The 17,549-nt window shown below is 56.4% G+C and carries 16 protein-coding genes; 9 read left to right on the forward strand and 7 right to left on the reverse strand.

Annotation, left to right across the window (positions count from 1 at the left end):
* Positions 1 to 12: 12 nt before the first annotated feature.
* From NIZ92_RS08625 to NIZ92_RS08665, 9 genes are all read left to right on the forward strand, one after another.
* Complete coding sequence (locus NIZ92_RS08625; protein ID WP_035268747.1) at positions 13 to 681, forward strand: 3-oxoacid CoA-transferase subunit B; 669 nt, start codon at positions 13 to 15, stop codon at positions 679 to 681.
* Positions 678 to 1,481 carry a 3-oxoadipate enol-lactonase gene (gene pcaD / locus NIZ92_RS08630; RefSeq protein WP_254003101.1) on the forward strand — a complete coding sequence of 268 codons (804 nt, stop codon included), beginning with the start codon at positions 678 to 680 and terminating at the stop codon, positions 1,479 to 1,481. The genes NIZ92_RS08625 and pcaD overlap by 4 nt, the downstream gene beginning before the upstream one ends.
* A gap of 33 nt (positions 1,482 to 1,514) precedes the next feature.
* Entirely contained in the window at positions 1,515 to 1,790 is a 276-nt protein-coding gene (gene catC / locus NIZ92_RS08635; RefSeq protein ID WP_009454559.1) for a muconolactone Delta-isomerase, read from the forward strand.
* 97 nt (positions 1,791 to 1,887) lie between these two features.
* Positions 1,888 to 3,051 (forward strand): benzoate/H(+) symporter BenE family transporter, encoded by a 1,164-nt coding sequence (locus tag NIZ92_RS08640; protein ID WP_060185891.1) that lies wholly within the window; start codon positions 1,888 to 1,890, stop codon positions 3,049 to 3,051.
* 17 nt (positions 3,052 to 3,068) lie between these two features.
* The gene (locus NIZ92_RS08645; protein WP_254003102.1) at positions 3,069 to 4,331 is read left to right on the forward strand and encodes a GTPase; all 1,263 of its coding nucleotides are present in this window, start codon (positions 3,069 to 3,071) and stop codon (positions 4,329 to 4,331) included.
* Positions 4,331 to 5,872 carry a GTPase gene (locus tag NIZ92_RS08650; protein WP_239055539.1) on the forward strand — a complete coding sequence of 514 codons (1,542 nt, stop codon included), beginning with the start codon at positions 4,331 to 4,333 and terminating at the stop codon, positions 5,870 to 5,872. Before NIZ92_RS08645 ends, NIZ92_RS08650 begins: the two co-directional genes overlap by 1 nt.
* A 269-nt stretch (positions 5,873 to 6,141) precedes the next feature.
* Positions 6,142 to 7,080 carry a ZIP family metal transporter gene (locus NIZ92_RS08655; protein WP_254003213.1) on the forward strand — a complete coding sequence of 313 codons (939 nt, stop codon included), beginning with the start codon at positions 6,142 to 6,144 and terminating at the stop codon, positions 7,078 to 7,080.
* 290 nt (positions 7,081 to 7,370) lie between these two features.
* Positions 7,371 to 7,985 (forward strand): ATP-binding cassette domain-containing protein, encoded by a 615-nt coding sequence (locus tag NIZ92_RS08660; protein WP_254003103.1) that lies wholly within the window; start codon positions 7,371 to 7,373, stop codon positions 7,983 to 7,985.
* A 200-nt stretch (positions 7,986 to 8,185) separates the two neighbouring features.
* Positions 8,186 to 9,295: a class II histone deacetylase gene (locus tag NIZ92_RS08665; protein ID WP_254003104.1), complete on the forward strand. Its 1,110-nt coding sequence runs from the start codon at positions 8,186 to 8,188 to the stop codon at positions 9,293 to 9,295.
* A gap of 46 nt (positions 9,296 to 9,341) precedes the next feature.
* Here NIZ92_RS08665 and NIZ92_RS08670 read toward each other — a convergent pair whose 3' ends face one another.
* The 7 genes from NIZ92_RS08670 to NIZ92_RS08700 form a co-directional block, all read right to left on the reverse strand.
* Complete coding sequence (locus NIZ92_RS08670; protein ID WP_254003105.1) at positions 9,342 to 10,277, reverse strand: helix-turn-helix transcriptional regulator; 936 nt, start codon at positions 10,275 to 10,277, stop codon at positions 9,342 to 9,344.
* Positions 10,278 to 10,508: 231 nt separating this feature from the next.
* Positions 10,509 to 11,120 carry a superoxide dismutase gene (locus tag NIZ92_RS08675; protein ID WP_035267933.1) on the reverse strand — a complete coding sequence of 204 codons (612 nt, stop codon included), beginning with the start codon at positions 11,118 to 11,120 and terminating at the stop codon, positions 10,509 to 10,511.
* Positions 11,121 to 11,173: 53 nt separating this feature from the next.
* Positions 11,174 to 11,653 carry a hypothetical protein gene (locus NIZ92_RS08680; RefSeq protein ID WP_021446677.1) on the reverse strand — a complete coding sequence of 160 codons (480 nt, stop codon included), beginning with the start codon at positions 11,651 to 11,653 and terminating at the stop codon, positions 11,174 to 11,176.
* A gap of 303 nt (positions 11,654 to 11,956) precedes the next feature.
* Positions 11,957 to 13,390: a hypothetical protein gene (locus tag NIZ92_RS08685; protein WP_254003106.1), complete on the reverse strand. Its 1,434-nt coding sequence runs from the start codon at positions 13,388 to 13,390 to the stop codon at positions 11,957 to 11,959.
* A 245-nt stretch (positions 13,391 to 13,635) separates the two neighbouring features.
* Positions 13,636 to 15,558, reverse strand: a complete 1,923-nt coding sequence (locus NIZ92_RS08690) for a PIG-L family deacetylase (RefSeq protein WP_254003107.1) — start codon at positions 15,556 to 15,558, stop codon at positions 13,636 to 13,638.
* Positions 15,559 to 15,725: 167 nt separating this feature from the next.
* Positions 15,726 to 16,889: an NnrS family protein gene (locus NIZ92_RS08695; protein ID WP_254003108.1), complete on the reverse strand. Its 1,164-nt coding sequence runs from the start codon at positions 16,887 to 16,889 to the stop codon at positions 15,726 to 15,728.
* Between the two features lie 79 nt (positions 16,890 to 16,968).
* The gene (locus tag NIZ92_RS08700) at positions 16,969 to 17,448 is read right to left on the reverse strand and encodes a MarR family winged helix-turn-helix transcriptional regulator (RefSeq protein WP_009454533.1); all 480 of its coding nucleotides are present in this window, start codon (positions 17,446 to 17,448) and stop codon (positions 16,969 to 16,971) included.
* Positions 17,449 to 17,549 lie beyond the last annotated feature (101 nt).

Below are 17,549 nucleotides of genomic sequence, written 5' to 3' on the forward strand. Positions count from 1 at the left end.
AAGGGGGACAGCATGACGCTCAATTATCAGCGCCGCAGTAAAGACGAATTGGCGCAGCGCGTCGCCCAGGACATCCATGACGGCGCCTACGTAAATCTGGGTATTGGCATGCCAACTCTGGTAGCCAACCATTTGCCCGCTGGTGTGGAAGTGGTACTGCACAGCGAGAACGGTATCCTGGGCATGGGCCCGGCACCGGCCGCCGGGCAGGAAGATTACGATTTGATCAATGCGGGCAAGCAAGCGGTGACGCTGCTGCCCGGTGGCGCGTTTTTCCATCATGCCGACAGCTTTGGCATGATGCGTGGCGGCCATCTGGATATTTGTGTGCTGGGCGCTTTCCAAGTGTCGGCAACCGGCGATCTGGCCAACTGGAGCACGGGTGAGCCCGGCGCGATTCCCGCCGTAGGCGGTGCCATGGATCTGGCCATTGGCGCGAAACAGACCTGGGTCATGATGGATGTGCTGACCAAGCAAGGCGTCAGCAAGCTGGTTGAACAATGCAGCTACCCCTTGACCGGCCTGGCTTGCGTGAAGCGCGTATATACCGATTTGGCCACCCTGGCTTGCACGCCAGAAGGTTTGCAGCTGATTGATCTGGTGCCTGGTTTGACGCATGAAGCGCTGGAAGAAATGATTGGTTTGCCCATTGCCGCGGCAAAGCAGGGAGAGGGCCAATGACCGTCAGCCCCAGCGCCTTGAATACCGAGCGGGGCATGTTCCGCGTCAGCGTGGAAGGTGATCCGCTGGCCCCGGCCCTGATTCTGAGCAACTCCCTGGGCACCACGCAAGAGATGTGGGACCCGCAGGTGGCAGGTTTCGCTCAGTCCTATCGTCTGATCCGTTATGACACCCGTGGTCATGGCGGCAGTCCGGTCACGCCTGGCCCATACCGCTTCAAGGATTTGGGGCGTGATGTGCTGGCGATTCTGGATGCGCTGGATATTGAGCGGGCTGCGTTTTGTGGTCTGTCCATGGGCGGTCATACCGGCTTGTGGTTGGGGGTGAATGCCCCGGAGCGTTTGAATGCACTGATCGTGTGTAATAGCGCTGCCAAGATTGGTACCGCTCAAGCCTGGCAGGAACGTGCCGAAGCCTTGCGTCAAGGCGGCGCCGCCCAGATGCGTACTTTGGCGGATTCGGCGCCTTCGCGCTGGTTTGGCGAAGCCTTCATCCGGCAATCGCCGGAGCTGGTAAAAGCGATGCAGGATAGTCTGGCCAAGCTGGACCCGCTGGGTTACGCCGCTTGCTGCGATGCCTTGGCCGAGTCGGATCTGCGTGATCAGATCAGCCGTGTTTCGGCACCGACCCTGCTGGTCGCTGGCCAATGGGACCCGGTCACCACGGTGGCCGATGCCCAGGCTATGCAAGCCAATATTCCTGGCTCCAAAGTGGCGGTCGTACCGGCCTCGCATCTGTCCAATCTGGAAGCGCCCGAAGCCTTCGAGCGCGCCGTATTGAATTTTTTAGCCCAGGCCTGAGTGCCCGAGCGCTTGTTTTTAGAAAGGAACACCATGCTTTATCTGGTTCACATGATTGTTGATATCCCTGACTCCCTGCCAGCCGAAGAGGCTGCCCGTATCAAGGCTGAAGAAAAAGCCTACTCGCAGGATCTGCAACGCTCGGGCAAGTGGCCGCATATCTGGCGCGTGGTGGGTCAGTACGCCAACTACAGCGTGTTCGATGTAGAGAGCAATGAAGAGCTGCACAATCTGCTCAGCGCCTTGCCCTTGTTCCCTTACATGCAGATTTCCGTGACTCCCTTGGCGACGCACCCGTCGGCTATTTAAGTTACGCAGCAGTAAAAAACTCAGGCTGCGATCCCAGCGCAGCCTGAGCACCGAGTAAAGTTGAGAATTCAAACAAAAAGACTGGGGAGACAAAACGATGGGATTGAAAAGTGGATCGGCGTCGGTCTGGGTGGCCGGATTTTTGTCGGTGTTGATCGCCTATGCCGGTCCTTTGCTGATCTTTATTCAGGCCGCACAAGTGGGCCGAATTGCTGACGCGGAGTTGATCTCCTGGATTTGGGCGATTTCCATAGGCGCTGGTTTGAGCGGTTTGCTCCTGAGCGCGTATTTGAAGCTGCCCATCATTACAGCCTGGTCCGCACCGGGAACGGCTTTGCTGCTGACTCTGTTTCCAGGCATCACCATGCCTGAAGTGGTGGGAGCGTATCTTAGCGCTGCCTTGATTATCGTCGTCATTGGTCTGACAGGCGGTTTTGAAAAGATTCTTTCCTTCATCCCCAAGGGCATTGCTGCGGGCATGATGGCCGGTATTTTGCTCCAGTTCGGTATGGCGGCGTTCAAGTCCAGCAGCGACATGCCCGCCATCGTATTGGTGATGTTGGCGGTGTACTTGCTGGGCAAGCGTTTTTTGCCGCGTTACGCGATTGTGCTGGTGGCCTTGTCCGGATTTGTGATGGCCATGGCCAGCGGGCAAGTACATATGGAAGCGTTCCAGCTGGAGCTGGCCAGTCCGGTGTGGGTCAGCCCCGAATTCAATATTGCGACCTTGTTGAGCCTGACCTTGCCCTTGGTGCTGGTCAGTTTGACGGGGCAGTATCTGCCCGGCATGGCGGTCTTGCAGTTGGCGGGTTATCCCACGCCATCGCGCCCCGTGTTGGCTGGCACCGGTTTGGCCTCGATGTTGGTGGCCTGTTTTGGGGGCATCACCATTGTGCTGTCGTCCATTACCGCCGCTTTGTGTACGGGCAAGGATGCTCATCCTGATCCCGACAAGCGCTATGTGGCTGGTATTGCCAATGGCGTGTTTTATCTCTTGGGCGGCACCTTTGCCGGCTCGATTGTGTATTTGTTTACGGCTTTGCCCGCCTCCTTGATTGCAGCCCTGGCGGGTCTGGCGTTGATAGGGGCCATTGTGGCCAATGTGCGGGTGATGGTCAGTGAAAGCGGCTATATCGAGCCGTCTGTCATCACATTTTTAACCACCGCATCAGGTATGAGCTTGTTTGGACTGGGCGCTGCATTTTGGGGCGTGGTGTTTGGCTTGGTGGCTTATCGCCTGCTTGGGTCCAAACATAAGTGAAACAAAAGGAAGAGACTATGAATCAGTTGGCACTATCCCTTGATCAAGTATTGGAGCCTGTGTTGGCCGTGTTGCCACAGCGCCGCTGGGATCTGGATCGTTTGCGCGTTCTCTTGCAATTGAACGTGCCGCCAACGGTGACCGTAGTCGGTAAATACAATCACGGCAAAAGTCGTCTGCTCAATGAGTTGATGGGCAGTGATGTTTTCAATGTGGCTGATCGCCGTGAAACTGTCGCATTGGCCGAGCATGTCCATGAAGGGGTGCGCTGGCTGGATGCGCCCGGTCTGTACGCAGACGTGGCCTTGCAGGACGATGCTCTGGCACGTGAAGCCATGGGTTTGCAGGCGGATATTCGTCTGTTCGTCCACGCGGCCAAAGAGGGCGAGCTGGACGCGCTGGAAAGCAATTTGCTGCAAGAGCTGGCCGCAGACCATCAGCGTTCGCAGCGTCAGAACCTGATGGTCATCAGCCAGATTGACCAGTTGGCCGATGACGAGCAGCAAGAGAAAGTGCTGGTCGCGATTCAGCAGCAGTGTGCCGGTGTGACACTGCACCCCGTGTCCAGCACCCGCTATCGCCAGGGCCGTGATGGTGGCAAGCAGCGCATGCTGGAGAAAAGCGGAATTCCCGCTTTGCAGGCTTCTTTGGAAGCGGCCTTGAAACGTGTGCCGCAAGCCCGCGAGTTCGAACGCGAAGCTTTGCTGACCGAATTGACGCAAGAATTGAATGCTTTGCAGCAAACGCAGGAGCAAAATCTGCAGAGTCTGCAGCAAACGCAAAAGCAGCAGCACATTGATTTTGTGGATGGTCTGCGCACGATTCTGGAAGGCATCGAGAAAGATCTGGAGCCGGTAGTCAATGCCCCCGGCGTGGATCATTCCCTGGTGCCGGATACCTTCGAGTTTGGTTTCAAGATGACGGCAGGCAAGCAAGAGCGTGCCCGTTTGCAGATTGCCTATTCGCGTGCGTGTATTGCGATCAATGGGCATCTGGTGGAATACGGTGCCGTAGGCTTGCCAGCGGCCCAACGTACCTCGGTGCGCAGCATGGATACCGTCATGATTGCGGTGATGGGTGTGTCGGTGAAGTACCGAGATGATCTGCGTCGTATTTTCTGCGAGCAGGCGGGTCGCGACAAGCTGGTTCAGGATTTCACCCATTATTTTGAAGTCTCGGATGGCCGTGTTGCTTTGGAGAAGCAGATCGAGGCGACTGAAAATCAGCTTGAGCAAACGCGTCAGGCTTTGGAAGGTCTGTCCACATTGGAGCATGTGTAATGTCGGTGGAAAGCACGTTTATCAAGGCGGTTGCGCAGCTCAATCCTGCCAGTCAGGATATGCAGCCCGCTATTGCCAAGATGGAGCAGTGGCTGGCGGATTTGGGCCAGACGACCGTGGCGCAAGCCTTGTCCTGCACGGCTTTGGCCGAGCAGGGGACATTGGCGCACAGTGCTCGACAACTGAATCAGCAGTTGCAAGAACAAAAAGAGGCCTGGGCGGCTTCCTGGTCTGCATTGGCACCCGCGCAGGAGTTGGCGGATCGTTTCCGCGATCGCATTATGTTGCTGGTGTTTGGCTCCTTTAATGCCGGTAAAAGCTCCTTGTGTAATTTCCTGGCGGACCGCTTTCGTCGTCAGGGTCATAGCGTGGATTTCTTCCGTCTGGCCGATGGGCAGATGCAACCCATGCCTGAAGGTTTTCAGGAGGGGGCAACGGAAACCACGGTTGCCTTGCAAGGGGTGTGTCTGGGCGAGAAGCTGGTGTTGCTGGATACCCCCGGCTTGCACTCGGCTAATGCGCATAACGCTGCTTTGACACAGCAGTTTCTGGAAAGCACGGATGCGCTCTTGTGGCTGAGCAGCTCCAGCGCACCGGGGCAGGTTCAGGAACTGGGCGATTTGCTGGTGGAACTGCGCCGCAACAAACCCTTGTTGCCGGTAATTACCCGCAGCGATCGCATCGAAGAAGATGAGATCGACGACGAGATCGTCAAAGTGCTTTGCAACAAGACGGCCGATAACCGCCAGTTGCAGGAAGAGGACGTGATGACGCGGGCAGCGCAGGCCCTGAACCATTGGGGCTTGAGCAGTGACTTGCTCAAACCGGCCTTGTCCCTGTCTGTGCATATGGCGCGCAGTCAGCAGGATGAAGAGCAGGGCTTGGAGCAGGCGGGCTTCGAGCGCTTGTATCTGGCAGTGCAGAACCTGCTGAAGCCTGCCTTGGCATACAAGCAGCGTAAACCTGCCGAGCTGCAATTGCACCATATAGAAGAAGTGATTCTGAGTCCCTTGACGCAAACGCTGGAGCAGGCCGCTACCCAATTGCGTCAGCGTATTGAAGAGCAAACGCTGGTACTGCAAGGAGCCGTGCAAGCTCTGACAGAAGGCACCTGGCGGCGAGTGGTGCCCCAATTGCCCGAAGTACTGGAAAAACATGCCGCCCAGCAAGATGTTGCCGCTGTGCGTACCGAACTTGGCCAGAACTTGAGCGAGGCGTTTGCGGAGTTAAGCCAGACTATCCTGGCGAATTTCCAGTTGATGCAGCCAGACGTGCCGACACTGAATCTGCCCGCGCATATTGGCTATGAAGTGTTCCAGGAGCAGGGGGAAGGGCAAGCGCCGTTGATCGACTACAACCGTCTGTACATGAGCTTGAGTGATGGGGTGATGAATAGTGCCCAGGAGCTGGCGGAACAGGTCGTGGAGCAGGCCGAGCAAAGTCTGGAACAGCTCCAGCAAGAGCTGATTCAATTGGAAAATGCTGTGGCTGAACAGGCCCAGGCTTTGGAGGCAATCAAGCATCAATTGCATACTGCCTGAGCTAGTATTCATTCGGTTTTGCATCGCCATGCAAAGCGCAGATAACAGGCTGGATGGCTGTCAAACCCCAAGCTGATTTCATGGATTGTGGCTTATTTGTTGAAATGCTAATGAGAATTGTTAGCATTTCGATATTTATGTTTTAAATCGAAGATGAAGTCGCTATGATGGTTTGTACAGCATCCATGCCTTTGCAAGAGCCGTTTTACGGCTCTTTGCGTCTGTATCAGGCAAACCTGGATTGCGTAATTTTCTGGGGGCGCACGGCTATGAAACCGAAAACAAGCCACTACTTTTCACCCAATAAGGGAAGCTCGCCTAACTGGCGCCAACACCTGCGCCTGTGGGTTGGACTCATCATCTCCATGGGAGGCGTCTGGGCGCTCTGTCATCAGTTCTGGCTGTACGCACAAGATCACCCGGTGGTCTTGCAGGCCCTGGTGGGCGGCTCCATCGCGGCACTGGCCACAGCACTGGGCACCGTGCCCGTCATGTTTTCTCAAACCATGTCGCAGCGTACGCAAGATACGCTGTATGGCTTTGGGGCGGGGGTGATGCTGGCCGCTTGTGCTTTCTCGCTGGTTCTGCCGGGCCTGGAAGCGGCACAGAACCAGCAAGTGTTTGGCGGTGGTGCCTGGGGCGCGGGCTCCGCCGTGGGCCTGTCCATCTTGTTGGGTGCTGCAGCCTTGATGCTGCTTGATCGCATCCTGCCGCACGAACACTTCATCAAAGGGCGTGAAGGTCCTGGCAGTACGACGTCCACCAAGCTGCGCCGTACCTGGCTGTTTGTGATCGCCATTACGCTGCACAACTTCCCGGAAGGTCTGGCCATTGGCGTGGGCTATGTGGGCAATGAAGGGGTGCGTGCCAATGCGTTGGCTACGGGTATTGCTATTCAGGACGTGCCTGAGGGTTTGGTGGTGGCGCTGGCCTTGCTGGCTGCCGGTTACAGCCGTACTTTCTCCGTCATTTTGGGCATGGCCAGTGGTCTGGTTGAGCCGGTTGGGGCCGTGCTGGGAGCGGTGGCCGTCAGCAGCTCGCTGGTGCTTCTGCCTTTTGGTCTGGGCTTTGCGGCGGGTGCCATGTTGTTTGTCATCAGCCATGAGATTATTCCCGAATCGCACCGGCAAGGACATGAAACCTTTGCAACCGGCGGTTTGATGATCGGCTTTGTCCTGATGATGTTGCTGGATACTGCTTTAGGATAAGCAGGTCCGCAAAAAAAATAGCCTGAACAAGCTTGTCTTGTTTCAGGCTATTTTTTTGGTTTTGGCTGTAGATCCGCGCATGAATGCCTGGCAAGGCTGTGCCCGACAAGGTTTTTGCTCCATAGCTGCTGAACCCTGCATGGCCACAGCACAGCAAGCAGTCCAAACATCAGCCCATAAAGACCTATACTAAGACCCCTGTTCGGGGCAGTCCCGTACTTGTTTTTTTATCCCGCCTCGCCAGAGCATCTTTTGTCTGTCCAGGCGCTTCTTTGGCAGTGATTTCCAGCATGCTACGCATAGACAATCTCAGTAAAAACTATGGCGACTACCCCGTTTTCAAGGGGCTGACTCATACATTTCAGCCTGGCTGCGTGGCGCTCTGTGAAGAAGACAGCACTGGTAAATCCACCTTGCTGAACATCATTGCAGGTTTGCTCGAACCGGATGCGGGGGAAGTGTGGATAGACGGGCACTCGCTGATGAAAACACCCCGACAAGCCCGCGCTCGTATGGCTTATGTACCCGACAACTGCATGCTGTTTCCGTCCCAGACGGGCCGTGAACTGCTGGCGCAAATCGCTGCAGAAAAGAACACCCGCGTGGATGACAATGCGCTGGATCTGGCCTACCGATTAGGGTTGGAGCCACACATGGACAAGCGCTTTGAGCAGATGTCGACAGGCACGCGCCGCAAGGTATTTCTGACGGCGGCGGCCTTGGGTGACCCGGCAGTGATCATTGCCGATGGCCCCAGCAATGGCCTGGATACGCAGGCTCGTGCCGCTTTGGCGGAGCAGTTCCAGATCTGGTCGCAAGACCGTGTTGTGCTGTTCGCCAGCTACGATGCCGAGTTGGTTGAGGCTTGCGGAGCAGAAATAATCAATATTGCCGAGCTGGTTTAGACCTTGGGCAGTGCCCGCTATCTACAAGTCGATCAGCCTGAAGAAAGAGGCAGAGAACGCTTTGGAAAACAAGCGTCCTCTGCCTCTTTTGCCGTGAGTGTTCCCTGATCAGCCCATAAATTCGGCAATCCTACGGATTCTTTCCGCCGTTCAGATCCCTACTATGGTTCTGCCAGACAAACCAAAAGAAAGGAGACGACATGGCAACAGGATATATTTGGAACATTCTTTACGGCTGGGTAGATACGGGGACGGGCAGTCTTGCCTCGGCCAATCTGGGGGCCCGTTTACAACCGATCAGCCACCACTTGGCCCATCCCGATACGAAGCGCCGCTTTCACGAGCTGGTTTGCGCCTCCGGGCAAATTGATCATCTGACCAGCATCCAGGCCAAGCCTGCACGCGACAAGGATATTTTGCGTGTGCATACGGCAGAGCATCTGGAAAACATGAAGCGTGTCAGTGCCTTGCCAACCGGCGGCGACACCGGCGACGGCATCACCACCATGGGTAATGGCGGCCTTGAAATTGCCATGCTTTCTGCCGGTGGCGCCATTGAGATGGTCAAGAAAGTGGTCAGTCGTGAAGTCAGTAATGGCTACGCACTGGTAAACCCACCCGGCCACCACGCACCCCGTGCTGGTGCGATGGGTTTTTGCATTTTTAATAACACCTCGGTGGCCGCGGCGTACGCTCGCGAAGAACTGGGCCTGGATCGTGTCGCGATTCTGGATTGGGACGTGCATCACGGTAATGGTACGCAGGATATCTGGTGGAATGACCCTTCGGTTCTGACTATTTCCCTGCACCAGCATCTATGCTTCCCGGCCAATAGCGGTTTTACGACTGAGCGCGGCGAGGGCGAAGGCTTGGGCTACAACCTGAATATCCCATTGCCTCCTGGCGGTGGGAATGCCGCCTACCTCTATGCCATGGAAAAAGTGGTACTGCCTGCGCTGCGCGCCTATAAACCGCAGCTGATTATCGTGGGCTCGGGCTTTGATGCCAGCATGATGGACCCGCTGGCACGCATGATGGTGACGGCTTCCGGTTTCCGTCAGATGGCACGTCAAATTATCGACTGCGCCGAGGAAGTGTGTGAAGGTCGTATCGCTTTTGTCCAGGAAGGGGGGTACAGCCCGCATTACTTGCCATTCTGCGGTCAGGCTGTCATCGAGGAGCTGACCGGTGTACGGACGCTGGCTGATCCTTACGCGGACTTTCTGGGCGGGATGGGCGGCGATACGTTACTGGATGCGGAACGTGCTTGCGTGGACGAAGCCGCAGGCTTGTTGAGCGGTCTACGCTAATACGCTGTGATGTTCATGGTTTGAACGCTACCCCGGACCTTGTCGTTTAATGGCAGAGTCCGGGCACGGCAGCCAGGATAGCACCATGCGCATCCGGCACATACCAGTGATTCAGAGCCGCTTTAACAGCGGCTTCTGTGCGTCTGGTAATGCCCAGCTTGCGCAGCAAGGACGTGACATGCGAATGCACAGTGCGTTCGCTTAAAAACAGACTGGCCGCAATTTCCCGGTCGGTATAGCCCGTTACCAGCCAGCCCAGTACTTGCATTTCCTTGGCACTGAGCGCGGCGGGCAAGGGAGCGGGGACCAGTCGAACCAGAACATCCCCCTTGGGAAAACGCTGTGCTTGCAGTCGATAGCTTCGTTTGCCTTCCAACCAGAACGCTTGCAAGGCTGAGGTCTCCTGGCCCATGAAGGACAAGGCTTTAGCCAGTGCGGGGCTGAATTGGGAGGCATTGGAGAGCATGTCTTCACGCATGATCAGGCTGCCTGCCTGTGGCACCAAATGCAAGACGATGCCGTTTTGCGCGACCATGTTTTGCATGGCCTCTTCCAGCAGGATTTTTGCGCCCAGCGCCAGCGTGCGGACGTGGCGATTGAAGCTGCCGGCCTGTTGGGAAGAAAAGTGAATCATTCCCAGATAGGAATCCCCTCGCTGCAGTTCTACCGTCATGCCATCCTGAAATCCACCACGCAGCAGAGCATCGGTATAGATAGCAGTGCTGCGAAAAGGAGGGTCCATGGTGTCCGAGCACTCGGAAATGGAGGGGGGCAGCAAATCGTGGGGAGAGGCTTGCGCCGTAAATCCGGGTGGATAGATTTGCGGAAAGCCCGTCCCCAAGGCAGAGGCACAGTTCAGGTTATAGCCTTCACAATGCAATTCCAGATGCGTACGGCTTTGTGGTGCACAGCCCAGAAGCTGCACCGCATCGAAGTGAAACAGGGAGCGTAGGGATTGAATACGATCGCAGAGACTCAACATGTGGGGGCCTGGGATGTGTGTGGTAAGGGCGCTAACAATCAACATAGCGTTTGGTGATGCAGTGCGCAATTGGGCCAAACCCAGGCGTGGATACTGGACTGTGTAGAGATGTGCCCCTAAAGCCAAAACCCTCCGAAAGTGGAGGGTTGCTTGGAAAGGCGACAAGCTAAAGTGCTTGTTGCTACCTGTCTCCGAGTAAGGCGACAGGGTTTGACGGGGCGTAAAACCGCTTTATTTAACGGCTTCCAGGTATCTTCTCAGCACTTCGGGCCAATTAATCACATTGAAAAATGCCGCAATGTATTCAGGCCGACGATTCTGATACTTCAGGTAGTAGGCGTGTTCCCACACGTCCAGGCCCAGTATGGGTGTGTTGCCGTGCATCAGCGGGCTGTCCTGATTGCCGGTGCTCTCTACCACCAGCTTCTTTTCCGGGGTGACACTGAGCCAAGCCCAGCCACTACCAAAACGTGAGATCGCCGCTTTGGTAAAGGCATCCTTGAATGACTCGAAACCGCCCAGATCCCGGTCTATGGCATAAGCCAGATCGTTGGGAAGGGTGCTATCGGCATCGGGCGTCATGACGGTCCAGAACAAGCTGTGGTTGGCATGACCGCCACCATTGTTGCGCACGACATTGCGCAGGGATTCAGGCAAGGTATCCAGCCCGGCTACCAGCTCATCAATAGGCGGGTAGGGCAAGTTGGCCGCTTCCAGTGCCGCATTCAGATTATTGATATAGGTCTGATGATGTTTGCTGTAGTGAATCTCCATGGTCTGGGTGTCGATATGCGGTTCCAGAGCATGGTAGGCATAAGGCAGGGCAGGTAAGGTGTAAGACAAGACGCACTCCTCGATAAACCCCATGCCGGTGGCGCCTGGGGGACAGAATGAAACTAATGAGAAAAAGAGCGTTCCTGCGGGCTGACCGCCCCTAAGAACAGGGCAGAGCAGGTAGGGACATGATGGGGGTAGCGTCGCGCATAGCGGGCCAGTTCGGCATAAGTGCGGCGGCTGTGTTGCCAGGCAGCCATGCGCCAGTCGTCCGCCAGACGGGTATTGGCAGCGGCGCAGCACAAGGTTTCATGAGCTGTGCACAGGTGCAGACCCTGTTCGTCACTTTGACCCAGTTGCTCGCAGGCATCGGCCAGATTCAAATGGGCAATGACCCAGGCGGCAATGGTGGCGTCGGCCCCTTCGCAAGAGCCAAACAGCAGCGGTTTCACATACGCACGAGCTTGCTGATAGTGCGTGATGGCATCGGTGTAATTGTGGGATTGAAAGGCCTGGTTGCCCTGTGTGATCAAATTGCGCCAGGAGGCCAGTTCGTCGCGTTGGGTAAGAGCGTGTTGGGACTGTTGGGCGAGTGTCTGCATGCATTGCTCCTGATAAAAGGTAGCGCATCAATAATGAAATTAATGATAATGATTTGCATTTATATTATCAAGGTAATCCCAAAAGCAAATCGTAAGCAGATCAAACGTCAGGCAAAAAAGGAGGGGGAGCACTTCTTAAAGCCAATATCAGTGCGGCTTTGCGGGCAGGGTGAGCGTGCTTAGGTGTATACCCTGTAGCGTGAAGACTCTTGCCTCAGATCAAGGCCAGGATGGCCGCCAGGCAAGAAAAAAGGCTGAAAGCCCGGGAGCTTTCAGCCTTGATATCAGCTTGTCTGAATGGTCTTAACGACGTTTTACCGACAACTCATATTCCATATCGCGGTCGTAGCTGCCCAGGGACATGGCTTGTATCTCGTACTCGCCCACTTCCAGCTGAACTTCCAGGCGGGCATTCAGATCGCCACCGCTATCATCGTCTTCGGCGACTGTCTGGCCGTTTTGACGCAAGGTCAGGTAGGTGTCGAAGGTAGGGGAGGTCATGTCGATGACATAGCTGCCTGCCTGACGCACGGACAATCGGTAACTATCGCTGGTAATGCCTTGCAGCATCAATGCCTGACGGGGTTCGCCCACGCGGATCACGCCACCGCCGGCATTTTCCGGAACGCCATCTTCGGAGGCCGACAGCACAAACAAACCAGCTTGGTTGGAACCGGAGATCTTCACCTGGTGTTCACCCGCAGCCAATACACTGCGTACACGTTGTTGACCGGCTTCATCGCCATACTGATTGGCGCTGGTGGAATCTACTTCCATCGTGGCCTGGAAGCCCTGGGCGTCCATTTGCACGGTGACCAGTTTGGGTTCGGACAAGGTGAAGCTGTAGGTTTGGGTTTCACCCGTGAACAGACCGGTTTTGCCATCGCCGTCCAGAGTCAGACTGTCGCCGTTTTTCAGCTCGATCTCGCCGGTCATTTCTTCGGGCTTGATCTCCAGCGAGAAGCCGCCCTGGAAGTTTTGTGCGCCCATGGCCGAGCTGGCCTGCACGATGTATTCGCCGGCTTTCAGGTACACCTGCAAGCGTGCATCGGTACCGCCACCGCTGTCATCGTCCGAGGCCAATTCCATGCCGCGACGATCCATCAACTTCAGATAGGCGTCCATGCTGTTTTGCTCGGCCTTCATGGCCAGGCTGTACAAGCCGTCCTTGTCGATATTCAAGCGGTAACGCTTCTGGCCGCCCAGTGCCCAGTCATGAATGGTCTGGTCTTGAGTCAAAGGCTCGCCGGTGTAGGCTTTCAGGGTATCGACGACGACCTGGAACGGACCGTAGGAACTGGTGTTGAAGCCGCTGACAACCACTTGGTAGGTGTCGTTGAAATCCGCCTTGAAGCCCAGTGTGGTGGCCTGGCCTTTGGTTTCGCTATCGGGGCAGTCTTCGCAGCGCTGGGTACGGGTGACCAGTTCGCCGTTGCGCAGCACGCTGATTTGCGGGCGTAGGGGACCGCTCACGCTGATCTTGATGATCTGGCCGGCTTCAGCCTTCACATCAAACAGGCTGCTGCGTACGCCATCGCTCAGGTTCAAGAAGCTCTTGCTGGTCAATTCGCCGGAGACGGATTGGCCCAATACCAGCGTTTGAGCAGCACCTATGCTGCTGGGGGCGCTGCTGACCGGGCCGCTGGCCGGTACGGGTACGTTTTTGGCGTAATAAATCGCGCCACCGGCGCCGATGACGACGCCCAACAGGGCTGCAAATAAGGTAGTTGGCTTCATGATCTCTGAAGAGTAGCTAAAAGAGTAAGGCACCGATAAGCCGGCGGCCGTTAGCGGGCGATTGTACTGGAGCTGAGAGAGCCAGCGCACACTGTTGCAACAAGATACTACGATATGGCCCTGGATTCCGGGTTTATGGTTGGGGCTTGGATCAATAACTGGATTCGTTTCCTGGCCCGGCTTTGTCTTGAAAGCCCGGCGCATGCCTGCGTACTTTGTTACGTTTTAAGCGGATGCTTCGCTCCTCAAGGCTGCACATAGTCTTGGCTGATGAAGGCAGGGGCCTCGCTAAAGGACTGTCCACCTCCTGGTGGTGGAGCCTGGGTCAATGCTACTTGCACCCATTTGCCGTGACGGCGTTCCAATAATCGATAGCGCTGCTCGGGACCAATCGGACGACTGGCCAGGTAAAGGGTGCCGTTTTGTTTGTACAGAACGGGCTGGGACGCGGATTGCTTGTCCACTTCCTGTTCCTGCCCTTGATCAAGCAGCACAATGGCACCACCCGGACTCTTTTGAATCGCCACAACAACCTGTTCTTTTTCGCCCAGGCTAAGAGCGGGCGTGCCTACGTAGTTCAAACCCAGATCTTGCGGATGAGACCAGCGTTGCTGGCTGTCTTGGCTCAGGCGCTGCAAGTGCTGGCTTCGGCGATCGCGCATATACAGCTCAATCTGACCGTGTGCATTCAGGATAGAAGCCAGTCCGCCGCTGATGGGAGGGACCGGAACCGCTTGCCAGGCCTGCCATTTCGAATCATTTTGCTGAGAGGTCTGAAAAAGCTGGCCTTGCAGATTGCTGGCAAAGACATGGGTGCGTCCCTGTTTATCCAGGCTTAGAGTGGCGGGGTAGGCGGGCTGTTCCAGTGCAGGGAGGGCTTTCCAGGCACTCCAGCCGTAATCAGGCTGACGGGCGGCGCTCCAGTAAAAGCGGCCATCGGTGCCCATGGCCAAGGCCTGGCTGTCACGGCGGCTGACCATCGGTGTGTGCAGTACGCGTGGGCCGGGTATTTTTTGCCAGGCGAGCCAGTCGTCCTCATCGGGGGCACGGCTGAACCAGACTTGCCCGCTTGCATCGCGTGCAAACAGGCCGGGGCTGCCGTCTGCATACTGGAAGGCGTTCAAGGCATCCGCTGTGCGTCCGCCCAGGGTGGTCCAGCGCTGTTCTTGCACATCCCATTGATTGATGGCGTCGTTTTGTTCACCCGAGACGAAAAAGCTGAGCCTGCCTTCCTTGTCACTTAACAGGCTGGCCGGATAGTCGGCACGGCTGGTGTAGTAACTACGTTGTACCCAGGCGGCGGCAGGACCAGCGGGTTCCTGGCACACAGCGGGGCCTTTGCAGGCGTGTTGATCATGCCAGGCATAGCGCCGGAAAATCTCGGTTTTGCTGTGAATTTCATTCAAGGTCAGATTGCGGGCCTGTTCTTGAATCGGGTAGTCCACATAGCCAATTTGCGCGTAATTGCCGGGGGCGGCCAGCATGGCTTCCCGAACCAGTCGGGCGCTGGCGATATGGTCCGGGTGCCCGTGTCCGCTACAACGCCAGCACAGCTGGGTGTAAGGCACGGGATTGGTGTCATCCAGATAGCGAACGCTGGTAGGCCGATACAGTCGTATCAAGGCCGCCAGCGTTTGAACCAGTTGCTCGCGGTTCAATGTTTGTTGAGGACTATCCAGTGTTTGTACGGTTTGGCCGGGTACGGATTCTGCACGGCTCAAGGGAGTCAGGCTTCCCCAGCCGGGGCCCAGCCAAGGGTCTTGCAGACGCAAATGACTAAGCTGAATGCCCGGCCTGGCTCGCAAGGTAAATTGCGCGATCGAGGCACTGCCGACCATCAAGCGGGTTTGCTGCCATTCATTGACCAGCCCGGCCATATAGGCATAGGCGGCGCGCACACCTTGCTCGCGGCTGTACATATATTCCAGCCCGCCTTTGCGTTCACTGGCGGTCAGATACAGAACCTGCATGCAGCCACCTGCCTGGATATTGCTGGACAGGTCCGGGTTCATGAACAGCAGATCGTCATCCATATGGCCCACGACGACCAGATCCCGGCTGCCGTGACAAGCGTCGGCGGCCTGGGCAGAAAACGACAAGAGCAAAGCACACAGTCCGCCAAGCAGCCTGTGTTTCAGGGAAGGACCAGCCGAAAAGGCGAGATACATGAGGATGAGAGCGCGGAAAAAACAAGGATCAGAACGATCCGTCCCGCGTTGCTTGCAGAGGGTGCAAGCAACGTGCCTGCTTAGTATAAGCAGGCACGGTCAAGCAGAAAATAAAGATAAACGGTGCCAGGGACTTTGCTTTTTAAAGTGTGGCGCCGACGCTGCGATCAGTTCAATCTGGGGCGAATCAACATGGGGGCAAACTGATGCAGGTAATTGAGCATGGCCAGAATCCAGCATAGGCCAGCCGCATGCAGCAAGGGCAGGCTCCAACTGCTTGGGATCAGGGCCAGCAAGCGCAAGAAGCAGGCGGCAATCAGGAAACCGTAACCCAGCACCACTTTGGGTGTGGCACGCAAGGGGCGGCCTAAATGACCCAGGGCAGTACGGGTCAGCATGCCAATAATCATCACGCTGAAACCTGCCAGACCCACAATATGTACCGGCCAGGCTGCGCGCAGAATCCAGCCTGCTTCATACGCCGCAGCACTTAATAGACCCAGTGCCAGACCGGCATAGCCCAGGTACAGAATCCACAGCAGCGGCGTATTGCGGCTGGCCCAGGGTTTCCAGCGTACCCACTGGAAGCAGGCGATCAAGCCCAAAGCAGCCAGAACCAGGGCTAATGACAAACGCCAGGGGCTTAGCGACAAGGCAATGGCGATGGCACTCAAGCCCATTTGCCAATGGCCGCTACGAGTTTGAGCAGGCAGGCTCAGGCCCGGCAAGGCGCGCATGGCAAAGAAGGGGATGATGCGACGGGCAATCAGCAAGGTGATCAAGCCCATGGTCCAGAAGCCGCTGTAGAAGTAGGGCATGGGGTCTTGCCCTTGCATCAGGCTGTACATGAACAGAGCATGGCTAAGACCCAAAGCCAGCATGGCGAGCGGAATACCGTAATTGCGCTTGTTGCGGGCGATCAGGATGACGCGCCCCAGTTCAGCTGCGGCAATGGCAAAGAAGAGGGCATCGAGCAGCAATGCCGCCATCATGCCATGGGGAAGTAGCAGGCTGAAGCGCGCCAGAATCCAGATCAGACACAAGGCCCCTAAAGAGGGGCCACGCAAGGTGGGTTGCCCCGTCCAGGTGGCGCTGGCAGTCAGCAAAAATCCTACGGCAATGGTGCCGATAAAGGCCCAGAGCATTTCATGGGCGTGCCAGTACAGGGACGGGATGGCCGCATTGGCCAGCCATCCGGGCGTATAGAGCCAGAGCGCAATGCTGGCAGCGCCCCAAAGCGTGGCTAAAAGATAGAGGGGACGAAATCCCAGTTCCAGGAATGCGCGCCATTCTGGGCGGGTAGAGGCGGGGGAGGCAGTCAAAGGAGTCATGGCAGATCAGTTATAAGATGTATTTTAAATATATCTTAAAGGCCGAATAAAACATAGTCTCTTCAAGTGATGTTCAGCCTTATTCTTTGTCGCTCATATCCAGGGTGCTGTCTATCATTTTGCGCAGAAGATAGACGATGGCCACGCGTTCTGCGGGGTTCAGATTGCCCATGGTCAGTTCGCTGATGGTATGGGCGCGAGGGATGACACGATCGAGCAGGTCCAGCCCTTCCTGGGTCAGCTCCACAATGACCTTGCGTCTGTCGTCCTTGTCCGGTGCCAGTTCAATCAGGTTGCGTGATTTCAGACGCTGAATAATGCCCCGTATGGTGGCCTGGTCGACCGCGGTCGCTTCGACCAGCTCGGTTTGCGAGCTGGGTCCATGGTCGCGCAGAGCGCAGAGCGTCACGAACTGAATCGCAGTTAGTTGGCTGTCGCCCACGTAATGCTGAAAGATGGCCGTATGCCGCTGGCCCGCCTTGCGCAGCAGGTGGCCGATTTGTTCGGTGACATCGTAGGACAAGGTTTGAGGCTCAGAAACGGGGGAGGTAGGCTGCATAGTCTTTCTGTCTTGTTGTGGAATGGGCAGGCCAGTTAAAGAACAACTGAGCAAGTATACCTTCCCGAGGACCGGTTCACGTCTGATTCAGATCAGTTATT

It is taken from the genome of Alcaligenes sp. 1735tsa3, assembly GCF_024134565.1.
Classification (GTDB): Bacteria; Pseudomonadota; Gammaproteobacteria; order Burkholderiales; family Burkholderiaceae_B; genus Alcaligenes; species Alcaligenes phenolicus.

What these genes read in the sequence shown, in the direction of transcription:
- NIZ92_RS08625 (WP_035268747.1), top strand. Translation starts at nt 13, where the DNA reads ATGACGCTCAATTATCAGCGCCGCAGTAAAGACGAATTGGCGCAGCGC.
- pcaD (WP_254003101.1), top strand. Translation starts at nt 678, where the DNA reads ATGACCGTCAGCCCCAGCGCCTTGAATACCGAGCGGGGCATGTTCCGC.
- catC (WP_009454559.1), top strand. Translation starts at nt 1,515, where the DNA reads ATGCTTTATCTGGTTCACATGATTGTTGATATCCCTGACTCCCTGCCA.
- NIZ92_RS08640 (WP_060185891.1), top strand. Translation starts at nt 1,888, where the DNA reads ATGGGATTGAAAAGTGGATCGGCGTCGGTCTGGGTGGCCGGATTTTTG.
- NIZ92_RS08645 (WP_254003102.1), top strand. Translation starts at nt 3,069, where the DNA reads ATGAATCAGTTGGCACTATCCCTTGATCAAGTATTGGAGCCTGTGTTG.
- NIZ92_RS08650 (WP_239055539.1), top strand. Translation starts at nt 4,331, where the DNA reads ATGTCGGTGGAAAGCACGTTTATCAAGGCGGTTGCGCAGCTCAATCCT.
- NIZ92_RS08655 (WP_254003213.1), top strand. Translation starts at nt 6,142, where the DNA reads ATGAAACCGAAAACAAGCCACTACTTTTCACCCAATAAGGGAAGCTCG.
- NIZ92_RS08660 (WP_254003103.1), top strand. Translation starts at nt 7,371, where the DNA reads ATGCTACGCATAGACAATCTCAGTAAAAACTATGGCGACTACCCCGTT.
- NIZ92_RS08665 (WP_254003104.1), top strand. Translation starts at nt 8,186, where the DNA reads ATGGCAACAGGATATATTTGGAACATTCTTTACGGCTGGGTAGATACG.
- NIZ92_RS08670 (WP_254003105.1), bottom strand. Translation starts at nt 10,277, where the DNA reads ATGTTGAGTCTCTGCGATCGTATTCAATCCCTACGCTCCCTGTTTCAC.
- NIZ92_RS08680 (WP_021446677.1), bottom strand. Translation starts at nt 11,653, where the DNA reads ATGCAGACACTCGCCCAACAGTCCCAACACGCTCTTACCCAACGCGAC.
- NIZ92_RS08685 (WP_254003106.1), bottom strand. Translation starts at nt 13,390, where the DNA reads ATGAAGCCAACTACCTTATTTGCAGCCCTGTTGGGCGTCGTCATCGGC.
- NIZ92_RS08690 (WP_254003107.1), bottom strand. Translation starts at nt 15,558, where the DNA reads ATGTATCTCGCCTTTTCGGCTGGTCCTTCCCTGAAACACAGGCTGCTT.
- NIZ92_RS08695 (WP_254003108.1), bottom strand. Translation starts at nt 16,889, where the DNA reads ATGACTCCTTTGACTGCCTCCCCCGCCTCTACCCGCCCAGAATGGCGC.
- NIZ92_RS08700 (WP_009454533.1), bottom strand. Translation starts at nt 17,448, where the DNA reads ATGCAGCCTACCTCCCCCGTTTCTGAGCCTCAAACCTTGTCCTACGAT.